Here is a 14,933-nt window from a genome sequence, read left to right as displayed (position 1 = left end):
CAGTTGTCAAAACGAGGTGTGGATTGAGCAAAACCCGGCAGACCAGACAGCAATCCTTGCAGGCAAGGGGGAGGTCTGCCGTGGCTGACATGACGTCGTTCTGGGGGCTGATGCGCGCCTATTGGGTTTCCGACCGCTGGAAGGAAGCCTGGGTTCTCACCATCGCAATCTTCCTGATGACGGCCTTTGTGAGCAAGACCACCGTATGGGTGGCCGAAGCCTCGGGCCTGCTCATGAATTCCATTGTTAACGTCAACACTGCGCCCGTTCAGCATCCTCTCATGACCATTGCCGCCAATGCGGGCATTCTTGTTCTGCTGATGCTGGCAAAGGATGTGATGCTGGTCGGTTCCCGCCATTTCCTGTCCACGACGCTGCACCGTAAATGGCGCAAATGGCTGAATGACCAGTTCTCCACTGCGCTTTTGAACGGCAAGCATACACATTTCCATCTGCAACAGGGCAGGGGCAAGGATCAGCCCGACAATATCGATCAGCGTCTGCAGGAATCGATCAAGGGCATGACGGGCGGGGCCATCGGCCTCGTCATGGGCATTGTCGGTGTGTTCCTGTCTGCTTTCTTCATCGGCCAGAAGCTGATCGAAATGTCCACCCACGTGGAGGGACTGGATTTCCTCGGCAGTTATGGCAGCGCCGTTCTGGCCTTTGCTGCAATCGTGATCTATGTCCCGCTCGGAACGCTGGTCGCCATCAAGATCGGCAAGCGTCTGGAGCGCCTCAATCTCGGCATCCAGAAGGCCGAAGGTTCCTATCGTGGCGAGTGGACGACGCTGCTGCGTCGCAGTTTCCAGATTTCGGCATCCGGCGGTGAGGCCGTCCAGCGGTCGGTCAACGACCGCCTCTACAAGGATGTCGATGGCACCTGGAACCGGCTCAATCGTTTCGATGCTGCCTATCTCGCCTTCTCGCAAGCCTATGGCTTTCTGTCGAACCGTATCGTTGCCTATATTCCGGGCCTTTTGCCCTATATGAGCGGTTCCGTCAGTTTCCGGAACTATGTAACGGGCGCGGAACTCGTCGCAGCAATGATCAACGATTGCTCGTGGTTTATTCAGGTGATGCCGGCAATTGCCAATCTGCGCGCCAATGCGGGCCGCGTGATCGGTCTCGCGCAGGCAATCGAGAATGTTCAGGACCCGACGGAATTTTACAGTCGCTCAGGCATCAACCGTTTCGCTTTTGCCGAACAGCATCCGCGCTTCGGCCTGTCGGTACGCAATCTCACTCTCATGCAGGGACCGGATAGCGAAGCACCGTTCCTGCGCTCCGGCGTTATCAATATTCGCTCTGGCGACTGGGTCTATATGCGCGGTGAATCCGGTTCGGGCAAAACTTCCTTCGTGAAGGCGCTGAACGGCCTGTGGCCATATGGCACCGGCGATATCATCTATCCGCAGAATGCCACCTCGTTTTATGCGACCCAGGAGGCCAAGTTCCCCTCCGTCTCCTTGAAGCAGCTTGTCAGCCTGCCCACCGATGAGAGCCTGTTCAGCGATCTTGCTGTTGCTGCCGTCCTGCATGAGGCGGGGCTGGGTGAATTCATCGAGCGTATGAATGACGCCGATGCCGATGGAACGCCTTGGGATATGGTTCTTTCCGGCGGCCAGAAGCAGAAGATCGTGCTGGCGCGCATTCTCCTGCACAAGCCGTCGATTATCTTCCTCGACGAGGCAACCGGTGCCCTCGATCCGGCTTCCAAGATGCGGTTCCATGAGGCGCTGAAGACGCGCTGCCCGCAAGCCATCGTCATCAGCATCATGCATGAGGACAAGCTGCCGCGGCTCGAAAACGGCCAGAACGTCTATTCGCATGTGCTGGATATCCGCAACGGCTATGTCTCGCTGCTTCCGGTCCATTTCGATACAATGCCGGATGTGGCTGCCGAAACGCCCCTTATCGCCGCCGAATAAAGCCTGTCTCATCGCTCGAAACACCGTAGAGTTGCAAAAGTCCAAATTTGGACTATATTCTGATCTGGACGATCGGAGGCAATTATGGCCAGAAGCAATACGGTGTTGAAGACAATGATAGGTAAGGGGCCTGATGTTCTCGACGCGGCTCGTTTTTCTCCTCATTCGCGCAAGCGATTGAGTGGGCCGGGCCTGCGTACATTTCTGACCATTGCCGATCTGTGGGGGCTGGACGAGCAGCAGCGGCTCATGGTGCTGGGTCTGCCTTCCAGATCAACCTATTATAACTGGGTGAAGGCGGTGCGCGAGCATCGCGATATCACGCTGGATGTGGATGTGCTGATGCGCTTGTCCGCCGTGCTTGGCATTCATCAGGCGCTGGGCGTACTTTATCCAGATGGGAAAGCTGGTATCCGCTGGCTGCACACGCCCAATCAGTCCGGTGTCTTTGGCGGGCATCCGCCGTTGCGGCTTGTGACAAGCGGCTTGCAGGATGGTTTGCTGACAGCTCGCCGGTTTCTGGATGCGGCGCGCGGCGGCCTTTATATGGAACCGAACGAACTGGATCGCGAGTTCCGACCTTATCGCGATGAAGACGTGGTGTTCTCGTGAAGCGCAATCCCGCGCCACAGCCAAGCTATCGCCTGATCCCGTCGCGTTTCCCGCCGATTGGTCTTTTTGACACGGTTGCCACTGCTGCCGATCTGGAAGCAGTGATGGAACTGGCAGGCTGGACGAATGATCGTCTTCTGACTGAGCGATTGCAGCGCCTTCCGCACGAGGAATGGGTGTTTGGCAGACCCAATTCCAGCATCGTCATGGCGACGTTTCTGCATGTCGCGCCGGGCGGCATGCGCTTCAATAGTCCTGAGCTTGGCGCCTGGTATGCGGCGGCGCGGCTGACCACGTCCGTCGTCGAGGTTGCGCACCACATGCGTCGCGAAACCGTTGCGACGCAGCAGGACAGTCTGGCTCGCACTTTTCGGGTCTATACGGCGAAGCTGGAAGAAGATTTCGTCGATATATGCGGCGAACAGGCAGCATTGCCTGCCATCTACGATCCGACAGATTACGCCGCGTCACAGACGTTCGGCGAGGAGATGCGCGTGAGTGGCGAATTCGGAATCCTGTTTAACAGTTTACGCCACGATGGCGGTATCAATGCCGTAGCATTTCGTCCGAGCCGGATCGCTGAAGTAACGCAGGGCGACCATTATGAAATCACGGTCGAAAGAGCGTCTTCGCGCATTCAGGCGAAGAAGCTCAGTGCCTGAAAAGGCAGGCGTCGCCGCCTGCCTCGGTTCGTCCGATTATGACCACCCATATTCCTCATCGAGATCCTGAAATTTCTTCAGGTCAACGATGTCGCAATATTGCTGATAGGTGATCATATCGCCGGAGCGGGCCTTCGGCGTACCGTCGCGCTTGAGGACTGACAGCGTGTCGCTCACCGCCTTCACTGCCGAAAACAGCGTTGAAAGTGCATAGAATACGACGTTGAAGCCCATCTGTTCGAGGTCGGTAGCTGTCAGAGCTACGGTTTCGTTGCCGTCGACAATGCTGACGACCTTCGGCCCTTCGACGTGTCGGGCGACAGCTTCGACTTCCGCGATGGTCTTGATGCCGTCGACGAAAACAAGATCGACACCCGTATCCTGATACATTTTCGCGCGACGGATGGCTTCTTCCGCTCCGGCTGCGGGCATGGCGTCGGTGCGGGCGATCAGGAGCAGGTCCTTGTCGGCGCGCGCCGCAATCGCGCATTTGAGGCGGCGCACATTTTCTTCTGCGGGGATCAGCCGGATACCGGCAAGCTGGCCACAGCGTTTCGGCGCCATCTGGTCTTCCAGATGAATGGCGGCAACACCGGACTGGATATATTCCTCCACTGTACGAACGATATTGGCCGGGCCGCCATAGCCAGTATCGGCATCGGCGATGACCGGAATATCCACCACGCGGGTCATATCCCGCGCGTGGGTTGTCATTTCGGTCTGTGTGAGAAGACCAAGATCGGGCGTGCCGAGGCGGCTTGCCGTCGCGCCGAACCCGGTCATGTAAATGGCCGGAAACCCTGCCTGCTGCACGAGACGAGCGGTCAACGGATCGGGTGCGCCCGGCGCCTGAATGATGCGACCGGTTTCGATGAGGCTTTTCAGGGTCTTTGCCTGCGTCATCATTGTCTCCTTATCGCCCGCCCGAAACGTCAAGCACAACACCGGTAATATAGGCCGCTCCCGGCGACAGCAGCCAGATGGCTGCGTCTGCAACTTCGTCGGCAGTTCCAAGCCGCTTCAACGGAATGAGGTCGGCCATTTTCGCGATACTGGCAGGATCGGCAAAGACGTCCTTCTGGATTTCCGTGTCGATCACGCCGGGCGCCAGCGCATTGACGCGGATTTCCGGCGCAAGCTCCTTGGCGAGTGCGTAGGTGTAGGAAGCGATTGCTCCCTTGGTCGTCGCATAGGCGATATTGCCGACCATGCCGCCGGTACGGCCGGCGATGGAAGACAGGCCGACAATCGATTTACTCGGCTTGATGCCCGGATTGTTGAGGAAAGCACTGGAAACGTAGAATACGCTTTTCAGATTGACGGCCAGCACACGGTCCAGTTCGTCCGCATCGAATTCCTTCACGGTCATGCGCTGACCGATGATGCCTGCGTTGTTGACGAGATGATCGATGCCACCCCATTTGGCGGCGATATCATGCGCTGCGCGATCAACTGCGGCCTTGTCAGAGACATCCACAATGGCCGTCAGAACCTGCTCGCCATGTTTGTCCGCCATTTCCTGCAGGCGCGCGCCGTTCACATCCCAAAGCACTACCTTGGCCTTGAGCGCGATGAGCTTTTCAGCAACGGCCTTGCCGATGCCCGATGCACCGCCGGTGACAAGCACCACCCGGTCTGCAAAAAAATCGGCCGGAAACGCTGTTGAACTTGTCGTCATGAAATACTCCTCCTCGAAGATGGACGCTGTTGCGCGCCCATAGGTCACCGAAGAGAATCTGCAGACTCAACCATTCGGCGACAGTGCTTTAAAAGCCATGTGCGGACACTTCTGTCAATCTAAGGTACAAGATTTTGTATGCTACTTGTAAAGTAGTTGTTTGCACGCTAATCATTGCAGTGGGAGTGAGACGATAACGGCCGGATCAGTGCTCGTGGCCTGTCCGTGATCGGGATTGCCTATCTGTTGAAAGTGAGCCGGATTGGCCTCGGTTCGATTTCCGCTGATGAAGCTCTGAACGGGAGCGCGCATTAACGTGTGACAGCTCCCGCAAAGATTATTGCATGCCGCTCATGCTGGAACGTGAGCGGAGACCTGGGAGGACATCGTGGTCAATTCCACTCTGAGTGCGGTCGGCGCAACGCCCGACCTGCGCGACAGCACCATTCGCAAGCTCAATCTGCGGATCGTTCTGTTCTGCTTTATCTGCTTTATCGTCAACTATCTCGACCGTGTGAATATCGGCTACGCCGCGCTTCACATGAACAATGATATCGGCCTGACACCCTATATGTTTGGCATCGGTGCGGGTATTTTCTTCATTGGCTATATGCTGTTCGAAGTGCCGAGCAACATGATGCTGCACAAGCTCGGCTCGCGCGTCTGGATTGCGCGCATCATGGTCACGTGGGGGATCGTGTCCTGCGCTATGGCTTTCGTGCAGGGCCCGGTTTCGTTCTATGTTCTGCGCTTCCTGCTTGGCGTGGCAGAAGCCGGTTTTGCGCCGGGCGTTCTGCTTTATCTGACCTACTGGTTCCCGGCCAAGGAACGTGGTCGCGCAACGGCCCTGTTCATGACGGCAACCGTGCTTTCCATCGTCGTGGGCGCACCGTTTTCCGGCTGGCTGATGGATGCGGGCGAGGGGCTTTTCGGTCTGCATGGCTGGCAGGCGATGTTCATTCTTGAAGGACTTCCCGCCGTGATCCTCGGTGTCGTGACCTTCTTCTATCTGGTCGACAGTCCGGAAAAGGACAAGCGGTGGCTCACCGCCGACGAACGCGCATGGCTGATGGCCGAACTTGCCAAGGAAAATGCAGGCAAGCAGGCCGATACCCGTCACTCGCTGAAAGAAGTGTTCAGCGATTACCGCGTCTGGCTTCTGACGCTGGTTTATATGTTCAACGGTATCGCTGTTTACGGCGTGATCATGTGGTTGCCGCAGATCGTAAAGAGCCTTGGCGACTATACCGCAGCGCAGACCGGGCTCATTTCGGCCATTCCGTTCGTGTTTGCCGCGATCGGACTTGTCGTGATTTCGCGTAGTTCGGATCGTACCGGCGAGCGCAAGATCCACACGGCAATTGCCGGCCTGTTCGGCGGTGTCTTTCTTGCCGCCAGTGCGCTGGCTCCGTCGCCGATCCTGAGCCTCGTGCTCCTGTCGGTCTGCGCGTTCTTCCTGTGGTCCTATCTCGGCGTGTTCTGGACGCTGCCGACGCAATTCCTGTCCGGCGCCGCTGCCGCTGGTGGACTTGCGGCCATCAATGGCTTTGCACAGCTTGGCGGGTTCACAGGGCCCTATCTGGTCGGCTGGGTCAAATCCACGACTGACAGCTTCTCGCTGTCGCTGCTGGCTTTGTCCATCTTCCCGATCCTTGGCTTCTTCCTCTGCATGAGCCTGAAAGCCAAACGGGACTAATCAGATTGACGGGTCCGGTTTTCGGCCGGGCCCGTTATCGTTGATGGGTGTAATTTGAATGCGGTTTCAACCGCTCTATACGTCGCAATGAGGCGTCTGTAAGATTCGGACATGAGAGAGATTCGAGGCAAGAGCAAGAAGTCGCTGGCAAGCAGCATCGCCGAACGTATTCGCGGTGCCATTGTCGATGCAGAGTTTCAATTCGGAGAGAACCTCTCCGAAGACATGCTCGCTGCGGCTTTCGATGTCAGTCGCACGCCGGTGCGCGAGGCACTCAACATTCTGCAGATGCAGGAACTGGTTCACATTGTTCCGAAGTCCGGCACCTATGTTTTCACGCCGACGCAGGAAGATATAGCCGAGCTTTGCGATTTCCGCGTCGGGCTGGAAGATCAGGCCATGCGGTTGGCGCTGATCGGCAATCGCAAGAAGCTCGTCTCTCAATTGAAAAAGCAGTACGATCTTATGCGCGCGGCAATAGATGAGGACGATCTGCGCGCTTACGGGCGTTGCGACACCGAATTCCATCTGGCCTTTTTCCGCGTCTGCGGTAATCGCTATCTCGCCCGTGCCTATGACAGCATTCTGGGGCGCGTCGCAGCCTTGCGGACACATCTTGCCATCGGTGCCGAAGGCGAGCCTGCGCGATCCTTCGCCGACCATGCCACCATCATCGAGCTGGCCGATGCCGACAAGCCCGAGGAATTGCGGGAAATACTGGAGGCGCACATCATGCGCACCAAGACCAATTATTTGAATGCTTTCAATCGGCTGCCTCGTCAGCCGGGGGACAGCCGCACGATGCGGCTGCGCCGACAGTTGTCGCTGACGAACGAGTAACAACCATTCAGGTCAGACGGCCCACTCAACATCCGTCGTAAACGCGATGGTCAACCACCGGTCCGGCCCCTCACCGCCGAGTGCATCACCGATTTCGTCGCGTAACGCATCCCACTCCTCGAGCTTTCGTGGCGGAAGATCGGGCGGAACGATGAAATAGAGTTCGATCTGCTTGCCGCGACCAACCTTGGCGACATAAGCGCGGTATGACAGAAAGCCGTTGCGTTTGACGAACTCTTCCGCAACCGCATCGACATGCTGCTTAAGGTCGACAGGCGTAACAAGAAATATGTCAGCCAATGCCTGTCTGATCGTGCCGACTGGCATGGGGATGATGACAAGACAAACAACCGCGAGAACTGCCGGATCGATATAGGGCGTCAGCCAGCCGAGTTCTGTTCCTTCAATGGCATAGCCGACCGAAAAAGCGATCAGAAGCGCTGCAGTTATGCCACCAGACATGATCCAGGCTTTGGCATCGAGTGCGACGAAATCTGATTTTAGGGTTCGGTTTGCGCGCATTTCCAGGAGTGCCATGCCCAGACAGGCAATCAGGGCAACGACGGCATAGAAAATCGCGTAGCTGAATTCGAGATCGCGTCCGCCATCCATCAGGCTGCCGACTGCGTTGATGAGCGCGTAGATCGCAACGCCGGTGAGCATCATGCCGTTAAGGCCAAGCACCATCGGTTCGAGATGCCAGAAGCCCATTGTGAAGCGATCGCGCAATTTTCCGCGTGGCTGTTCCGGCAAGGCAGAAAGGGCGATGAGGCGTGAGACGAGGAGGGCGAGCCCGCTCATCGCAGCATCAGCCAGCATGTAAACACCATCGAATACGATAGAAAATGAGCCGGATAACAGGCCGAAAACGACACCGAAACCAGCAACCAGAATAGTAACCGCTATGGAAATTTGAAGAATAGATTGTTCACTACGCAATTTTTACTCCGATATAAACCGCATGCAACGCGGTTTGGTTTCGGATGCGTATTTCTACGTGCTGAACCAATTCCGCGTTGCACGACAAATCTACACCAGCGGCCTGAATCTGACAAATCGCGTCAAATCTTGAATATTACTAGGCCCATTCCGGCACGCGGGTTGCTGATTCTCGCAGGATCAGTTCGACCGGCCATAATTCATGGATGTCAGTTGCCGCGCGTCCGTCGAGTATGTCCATCAGGAGATCGGCGCAACGTTTTCCCGCAGCGCGCATCGACGAGCGGGTTGCGGTCAGGGACGGCACCATATTGTCGGCGCTCAGGAACGAGATGACATCGTCATGGGCGATGACGGAAATATCCTTGCCGATAGTCAGGCCGAAAGAGCGCGCGGCCCGGTATATGCCAAGCGCAGTCATCATAGAGCCGGCAACAAACGCGGTCGGGCGCGGATCGCGCTCCAGAAGTTTGCGCGCGAGGCGATAGCCGATCTCGTCCGTGAAGTCGCCGTGCTCGACAAGTTCCGGATCGAAGGCGATGCCTCTGCTTTCGAGAGCTTTCCGGTAGCCTTCGTCGCGATGAAGCGAAAAGGTGAAGCCGTAGCGACCGTTTATCATCGCAATGCGACGGTGGCCGAGGTCGAGCAGATGGGCAGTCGAACGGTAAACCGCGCCTTCATTGTCGATGTCGAGCCATGCATGCGGAATATCGGTTTCAGATCGTCCGTGCACGAGGAATGGCATGCCCAGTTCGTGCAGCATGCGGATGCGCTCATCATTGGGCTTTGGAGATGTCACGATGATGGCATCGACGCGATGGCTGGTGGCCAGACGTCGGCAAAGCTGCACTTCGTCGTCGGTGCCGTTGTTTGCAATCGGGCTGACGAGAATATCGACTTCATCCTGACTGAGCCGTTCTGCCATGCCGCGCATGAACTCGGCGAAGTGAAACTCGCTGTTACGGCCCATCACGACGCCGATTGCACCGGCACGCCCGGTAACCAGTCTGACCGCGTTGACGTTAGGCCGGTAACCGAGGCGCACAGCCTCGTCCATGACCCGCTTGCGCGTGCTTTCCGCCACTTCGGGATAGCCGCTCAACGCCCGGCTGACGGTCGTGGCTGAGAGGCCGAGATGTTTGGCGAATTCACGGAGCTTCATTTGGCTTTCGAATTATTCAGGCAGGCAAGGCAGCGGATTATAGCCGCTTCCTTGCGATTAACAATTGGTCGGTTGAGTTCTTTGAACTGCTGCAACATATAGGGTGCACGAAAACCAAACCGATTTCAAGTTTGTTTCAGTTTTCGCTTTGTGATGTTTGGGAAGCTAAGGCTCCAGACCGACAATCAACAATGAAACAGAATGGTAAGATATTGAAATATCACTGTTTCATGGTTGGTGTTGGATGAAGTGAAGCATGGTGCAGAATCTGCGGCTTGACAGAAATGCGGTCCTCTGCAACCTTTTCGCCATCCAAACCGTTTTCGATTTTATCAAACCGCTTACAGAATGGATGGGAGGAGGGAACAATGAAGGCTTTTCAGGGTGTGCTCGCGGCCTGCGTGGCATTTGGTATGGCGACAGTGAGCGCTCATGCGGTGGAGATTTCCATCGCAGCCAATTCAACGGGCAATAACATCAAGTTTCTGCAGGAGCAGATCGTCAAGTTCGAGAAGGATACCGGCAACAAGGTCAACATCGTCTCGATGCCATCATCAAGCAGCGAGCAGTTCAGCCAGTATCGTCTGTGGCTTGCAGCCGGTAACGCCGATATCGACGTTTACCAGACGGATGTAGTCTGGGCGCCGCAGCTGTCCGAACAGTTTGTTGATCTGACGGAAGCCACCAAGGATGTCACGGGCGCGCATTTCCCGTCCATTATCGCGTCGCAGACCGTGAATGGAAAGCTGGTTGCGTTGCCATTCTATACTGACGCTCCGGCACTTTTCTATCGCAAGGATCTCCTCGAAAAATACAACAAGCAGGTTCCCAAGACCTGGGACGAGATGACGGCGACCGCCAAGGAAATCATGGACAAGGAGCGGGCCGAGGGAAAGTCCGATCTCTGGGGCTTCGTGTTTCAGGGCAATGCCTATGAGGGCCTGACCTGTAATGCGCTCGAATGGGTAAAGTCGTCGGGTGGCGGCCAGATCGTCGAAGCCGACGGCACGATTTCCATCAACAATGAAAAGGCTGCGGCAGCGATCGATCGCGCCAAGGGCTGGATCGGTTCGATATCGCCGCAGGGCGCACTCGCCTATCAGGAAGAGGAATCGCGCGGCGTCTGGCAGACCGGCAATGCCGTCTTCATGCGCAACTGGCCTTATGCCTATGCGCTTGGCAACAGTGCCGATAGCGGCGTGAAAGGCAAGTTCGACGTTGCGCCATTGCCTGCCGGTGCGGAGGGTGACGCGCCATCCTCGACGCTTGGCGGCTGGAATCTTGCCGTTTCCAAATATTCCACCAAGCAGGATGCTGCCATCGCGCTGGTGAAATATCTGGCTTCGCCGGAAGTGCAGAAGGTGCAGGCGGTCCAGATTTCGCGCCTGCCAACCATTGAAGCGCTTTACGACGACAAGGATATCATTGCAGCGCAGCCATTCATGGCCAACTGGAAGCCGATCTTCCAGAATGCAGTGCCGCGCCCGTCGGCTGCGACAAAGGTGAAATACAACGAAGTGTCGTCGAAATTCTGGACTGCCGTGCACAAGACGCTCTCGGGCAACGGTACGGCTGCGGAGAATCTCGAAATGCTTGAGGTCGAGCTGACTGAGCTGGAAGGCTCCGGCTGGTAGGGACCGATCAAGCCGCGTCCGGGTTGTCCTCCCAAGCCCCCGAAAAGGGCAGCCCGGACGCTCCAGTTTCTCTGAGCAGGACCAAGAGTGGGATCATGACGGAGACTTCTCTCGATATGTCAGGGAGCTCGGCCACAAAAAGCCGGGTTCACTCCGATCTGCGCGCGCAGCGTATCCGGTCGGCATGGGTGTTTCTCGCACCAACACTGATCGTGCTGGCGCTGGTGGCGGGCTGGCCGCTGCTGCGGACCATCTATTTCAGTTTCACCAATGCATCGCTGACGAGCCTCGGTACGGCGGAATTCGTTGGCTTTAACAATTATCTGTCCTGGGTGACGCTCAAGAGCGGGCGTACCGTCTATCGCGGTCTTCTGGCTGATCCCGCTTGGTGGGGTGCGGTCTGGAACACGATCCGGTTCACTATTCTGTCGGTCAGCCTTGAAACGATTTTTGGATTGATCGTCGCTCTGGTGCTGAACGCGAATTTCCGGGGGCGTGGGCTCGTGCGCGCCGCAATCCTGATCCCGTGGGCAATCCCGACGATTGTTTCAGCCAAGATGTGGGGCTGGATGCTCAACGACCAGTTCGGCATCCTCAATCATATCCTGCTCAATCTGGGCCTCATCAGCCAGAAGATCGCCTGGACGGCCAATCCCGACACCGCGATGATTGCGATCCTGATTGTCGATGTCTGGAAGACGACGCCCTTCATGGCGCTGCTTATTCTGGCCGGTCTGCAAATGGTGCCATCCGACATTTACGAAGCGGCCAAGATCGATGGCGTGCATCCGGTCAAGGTGTTCTGGCGTGTGACGCTGCCGTTGATCCGTCCAGCGCTGATGGTGGCGATCATCTTCCGTATGCTGGATGCCTTGCGCATCTTCGACCTGATCTATGTGCTGACGCCGAATAATGCGCAGACCAAGACCATGTCGGTTTTCGCCCGCGAAAATCTCTTCGATTTCGACAAATTCGCCTATGGTGCGGCGGCATCGACGATGCTGTTCCTCATCATTGCGGCGATCACCGTGCTCTACATGTTCTTCGGACGCGTCAATGTCGGCAGCAGGGGGGAATAGCATGATGCACTATGTGAAAACCCTCAGCTTCTATCTGCTGGTGGCGCTCATCATTTTGATCGCGGTGTTCCCGTTCTATTATGCGATCATCACCAGTCTCAAATCCGGGACGGCACTGTTTCAGGTCGATTACTGGCCAAGCAGTTTCTCGCTCGACAATTATGCCGGTGTTCTCACGCAGGGCAGCTTCCTACGCAGTCTTGGCAATTCATTGCTGGTGGCGACCGTTGTCGTGGCAATCTCGCTGTTGCTGGCGGTGACGGCTGCCTATGCGCTGGCGCGTGTGAGTTTTCGCGGGCGGGGCTTGTTGCTTCTCACCATTCTTTCGGTGTCCATGTTTCCGCAGATCGCCGTTCTGGCGGGTCTGTTCGAGCTGATCCGTTTTCTCGGTATCTTCAACACGCCGCTGGCGCTGATCTTCTCCTATATGATCTTCACGCTGCCGTTTACGGTCTGGGTCCTCACCACCTTCATGCGTGACCTGCCAATCGAGATTGAGGAAGCGGCCATCGTGGATGGCGCATCGCCATGGGTGATTATCACGCGTGTTTTCATGCCACTGATGTGGCCGGCGCTGGTGACAACCGGATTGCTCGCTTTCATCTCGGCATGGAACGAGTTCCTGTTCGCGCTCACCTTCACCTCTTCGGGCAGCCAGCGCACCGTGCCTGTGGCTATCGCGCTTCTGTCCGGCAGCAGTCAGTTTGAAATCCCCTGGGGCAACATCATGGCGGCTTCCGTCATCGTGACGGTTCCCCTCGTCATCCTCGTGCTCATCTTCCAGCGGCGGATCGTGTCCGGTCTGACGGCAGGCGGCGTAAAGGGTTAGGTACAACCATGGCAGAACTTCAGTTGCGCGATGTGCGCAAGTCTTTCGGTAACTTCGAGGTCATCAAGGGCGTGGATATGGATATCCGACCCGGTGAGTTCATGGTCTTCGTCGGTCCATCCGGTTGCGGAAAGTCCACGCTGTTGCGCCTCATTGCAGGCTTGGAGGAAATCTCATCAGGCGATCTGTCCATCGACGGAACGGTGGTCAACAGCTTCGCACCTTCGAAGCGCGGCATCGCTATGGTGTTCCAGTCCTATGCGCTTTATCCGCATATGACCGTCTACGAGAACATGGCCTTCGGCATGCAGCTCGCGGGCAAGAGCAAGGATGAATGCAAGAGCCGCATTCACAAGGCTGCGGAGATGTTGCAGCTGACGCCTTATCTCGAGCGCCTGCCACGCCAGCTTTCCGGTGGGCAGCGGCAGCGTGTCGCGATTGGTCGTGCCATCGTGCGCGATCCGAAAGTGTTCCTCTTTGATGAACCCTTGTCCAACCTCGATGCGGCACTACGTGTGGCTACAAGGCTTGAGATCGCCAGGCTCCACCAGAGCATGGAAGACACCACCATGATCTATGTGACGCACGATCAGGTGGAGGCGATGACGCTGGCCGACCGCATCTGTGTGCTGCGCGACGGACGCGTGGAGCAGATCGGAACGCCGCTCGAGCTTTACGAAAAGCCAAACTCGCTTTTCGTCGCCGGGTTCATCGGATCACCGAAGATGAATTTCCTGACCGGCAGATATAGTGAGCCTTTTGGCGCGCATACGGTGGGTTTGCGTCCCGAACATCTCGCTATCGTACACGAAAATGGTCACTGGACCGGTCAGGTAATCCATACCGAAATTCTCGGGTCCGACACCTATGTCTATATCGATCTCGGCCTGGAGGAACCGCTGGTGGTCCGCGAAAGCGGCGTGGCGGCGCGTAAATCAGGTGAGACGCTTTCGGTTTCCCCGATGGGTGAAAACATTCATCGTTTCGATGAAAAGGGCCGCGCCGTCTGACGCTGACCTCCCAAGCATAATGACACATGAGACAAATGGGCTGTGATGCCCGCAGCAAGGAGAATACTCGTGCCTATTCGTACCATCGTCTGGGGTGAAAACATTCACGAGCAGATCAATGAAACAGTGCGTTTGGTTTATCCGGACGGCATGCACAACACTATCGCCAGGGCGCTGAGCGAGGATAGCGCCATCGAAGCGACGACTGCCACCTTGCAGGAACCGGAGCACGGCTTGACTGAAGAGCGTCTCGCCAAGACCGACGTGCTGGTCTGGTGGGGCCACAAGGATCATGGTGGCGTCAGTGACGAGGTTGTGGAACGCGTGGCCAAACGCGTCTTCGAAGGGATGGGGCTTATCGTGCTCCATTCCGGACATTTCTCCAAAATCTTCAAGCGTCTGATGGGAACGCCCTGTGCGCTCAAATGGCGTGAAGCGGGCGAGCGCGAGCGGCTCTGGGTAGTCAATCGCGGCCATCCGATCACACAGGGGTTGGACGAGAATTTCGTGCTTGAGAACGAGGAAATGTACGGTGAACAGTTTTCCGTGCCGGAACCGCTCGAAACCGTGTTCATCTCGTGGTTCGCGGGCGGTGAAGTCTTCCGCTCGGGCATGACATGGCGGCGCGGTGCGGGCAATGTGTTCTACTTCCGCCCCGGTCATGAAACCTACCCAACCTATCATGATGCGAATGTGCAGACAGTTCTGCGCAACTCGGTCAAATGGGCCTACAATCCGCAACCGGCATGGACGGGCATTCACACCGCGCCGAATGTTCCCGTCGACAAGGCGCCAGAGCCGATTGTCGAGCGTGGGCCTAAACTGCACAAGCCGGGCGAAGCCGGTTATCGTTGAGGTGCA

At 56.9% G+C, this 14,933-nt stretch carries 14 protein-coding genes; 10 read left to right on the top strand and 4 right to left on the bottom strand.

The genetic code is table 11. The features are described from left to right. Positions 1–80: 80 nt before the first annotated feature. From KWJ32_RS10110 to KWJ32_RS10100, 3 genes are all read left to right on the top strand, one after another. A complete protein-coding gene (locus KWJ32_RS10110; protein WP_192799848.1) occupies positions 81–1,931 on the top strand; it encodes an ABC transporter ATP-binding protein/permease in 1,851 nt (616 codons plus the stop codon). A gap of 84 nt (positions 1,932–2,015) precedes the next feature. Continuing rightward, positions 2,016–2,543, top strand: coding sequence for an MbcA/ParS/Xre antitoxin family protein (locus tag KWJ32_RS10105; RefSeq protein ID WP_125334814.1), 528 nt, complete (start codon positions 2,016–2,018; stop codon positions 2,541–2,543). Beyond that, a complete protein-coding gene (locus tag KWJ32_RS10100) occupies positions 2,540–3,205 on the top strand; it encodes an RES family NAD+ phosphorylase (RefSeq protein ID WP_151610202.1) in 666 nt (221 codons plus the stop codon). The genes KWJ32_RS10105 and KWJ32_RS10100 overlap by 4 nt, the downstream gene beginning before the upstream one ends. A 36-nt stretch (positions 3,206–3,241) precedes the next feature. Here KWJ32_RS10100 and KWJ32_RS10095 read toward each other — a convergent pair whose 3' ends face one another. Together KWJ32_RS10095 and KWJ32_RS10090 are read right to left on the bottom strand one after the other, a co-directional pair. After that, a complete protein-coding gene (locus KWJ32_RS10095; RefSeq protein ID WP_151610218.1) occupies positions 3,242–4,108 on the bottom strand; it encodes an isocitrate lyase/PEP mutase family protein in 867 nt (288 codons plus the stop codon). Positions 4,109–4,118: 10 nt separating this feature from the next. Next, positions 4,119–4,883 carry an SDR family NAD(P)-dependent oxidoreductase gene (locus KWJ32_RS10090; RefSeq protein ID WP_151610203.1) on the bottom strand — a complete coding sequence of 255 codons (765 nt, stop codon included), beginning with the start codon at positions 4,881–4,883 and terminating at the stop codon, positions 4,119–4,121. A gap of 388 nt (positions 4,884–5,271) precedes the next feature. Here KWJ32_RS10090 and KWJ32_RS10085 point away from each other — a divergent pair, with 388 nt between their 5' ends. Next, entirely contained in the window at positions 5,272–6,579 is a 1,308-nt protein-coding gene (locus tag KWJ32_RS10085; protein ID WP_010660896.1) for an MFS transporter, read from the top strand. 111 nt (positions 6,580–6,690) lie between these two features. After that, on the top strand, positions 6,691–7,419 hold the full coding sequence (locus tag KWJ32_RS10080; protein WP_011982676.1) for a GntR family transcriptional regulator: 729 nt from the start codon (positions 6,691–6,693) through the stop codon (positions 7,417–7,419). Between the two features lie 12 nt (positions 7,420–7,431). On the opposite strand, the gene KWJ32_RS10075 is transcribed toward KWJ32_RS10080, so the two are convergent. Further along, positions 7,432–8,358 carry a cation transporter gene (locus KWJ32_RS10075; protein WP_011982677.1) on the bottom strand — a complete coding sequence of 309 codons (927 nt, stop codon included), beginning with the start codon at positions 8,356–8,358 and terminating at the stop codon, positions 7,432–7,434. A gap of 139 nt (positions 8,359–8,497) precedes the next feature. Continuing rightward, positions 8,498–9,520 (bottom strand): substrate-binding domain-containing protein, encoded by a 1,023-nt coding sequence (locus tag KWJ32_RS10070; protein WP_010660899.1) that lies wholly within the window; start codon positions 9,518–9,520, stop codon positions 8,498–8,500. 368 nt (positions 9,521–9,888) lie between these two features. Between KWJ32_RS10070 and KWJ32_RS10065 the strand changes: the two genes are divergently transcribed. The 5 genes from KWJ32_RS10065 to KWJ32_RS10045 all read left to right on the top strand — a co-directional run bounded on the left by KWJ32_RS10065 (position 9,889) and on the right by KWJ32_RS10045 (position 14,927). Beyond that, a complete protein-coding gene (locus KWJ32_RS10065) occupies positions 9,889–11,154 on the top strand; it encodes an ABC transporter substrate-binding protein (RefSeq protein ID WP_011982678.1) in 1,266 nt (421 codons plus the stop codon). A 95-nt stretch (positions 11,155–11,249) separates the two neighbouring features. Further along, on the top strand, positions 11,250–12,233 hold the full coding sequence (locus KWJ32_RS10060; RefSeq protein WP_040128466.1) for a sugar ABC transporter permease: 984 nt from the start codon (positions 11,250–11,252) through the stop codon (positions 12,231–12,233). Position 12,234: 1 nt separating this feature from the next. Further along, a complete protein-coding gene (locus KWJ32_RS10055) occupies positions 12,235–13,062 on the top strand; it encodes a carbohydrate ABC transporter permease (RefSeq protein WP_011982680.1) in 828 nt (275 codons plus the stop codon). An 8-nt stretch (positions 13,063–13,070) separates the two neighbouring features. Continuing rightward, positions 13,071–14,072 (top strand): ABC transporter ATP-binding protein, encoded by a 1,002-nt coding sequence (locus KWJ32_RS10050; RefSeq protein WP_011982681.1) that lies wholly within the window; start codon positions 13,071–13,073, stop codon positions 14,070–14,072. Positions 14,073–14,141: 69 nt separating this feature from the next. Continuing rightward, a complete protein-coding gene (locus KWJ32_RS10045) occupies positions 14,142–14,927 on the top strand; it encodes a trehalose utilization protein ThuA (RefSeq protein ID WP_011982682.1) in 786 nt (261 codons plus the stop codon). The last annotated feature ends 6 nt before the right edge of the window (positions 14,928–14,933 follow it).

Source organism: Ochrobactrum sp. BTU2 (genome assembly GCF_024539785.1).
GTDB classification, from domain to species: Bacteria; Pseudomonadota; Alphaproteobacteria; order Rhizobiales; family Rhizobiaceae; genus Brucella; species Brucella anthropi.
The sequence above is the reverse complement of the archived record's forward strand: the minus strand, read 5'-3'. Positions and strand labels throughout refer to the sequence as shown.

Coding starts and splice junctions, on each gene's coding strand:
- KWJ32_RS10050 (WP_011982681.1), top strand. CDS start 13,071: ATGGCAGAACTTCAGTTGCGCGATGTGCGCAAGTCTTTCGGTAACTTC.
- KWJ32_RS10080 (WP_011982676.1), top strand. CDS start 6,691: ATGAGAGAGATTCGAGGCAAGAGCAAGAAGTCGCTGGCAAGCAGCATC.
- KWJ32_RS10070 (WP_010660899.1), bottom strand. CDS start 9,520: ATGAAGCTCCGTGAATTCGCCAAACATCTCGGCCTCTCAGCCACGACC.
- KWJ32_RS10105 (WP_125334814.1), top strand. CDS start 2,016: ATGGCCAGAAGCAATACGGTGTTGAAGACAATGATAGGTAAGGGGCCT.
- KWJ32_RS10095 (WP_151610218.1), bottom strand. CDS start 4,108: ATGACGCAGGCAAAGACCCTGAAAAGCCTCATCGAAACCGGTCGCATC.
- KWJ32_RS10055 (WP_011982680.1), top strand. CDS start 12,235: ATGATGCACTATGTGAAAACCCTCAGCTTCTATCTGCTGGTGGCGCTC.
- KWJ32_RS10065 (WP_011982678.1), top strand. CDS start 9,889: ATGAAGGCTTTTCAGGGTGTGCTCGCGGCCTGCGTGGCATTTGGTATG.
- KWJ32_RS10060 (WP_040128466.1), top strand. CDS start 11,250: ATGACGGAGACTTCTCTCGATATGTCAGGGAGCTCGGCCACAAAAAGC.
- KWJ32_RS10090 (WP_151610203.1), bottom strand. CDS start 4,883: ATGACGACAAGTTCAACAGCGTTTCCGGCCGATTTTTTTGCAGACCGG.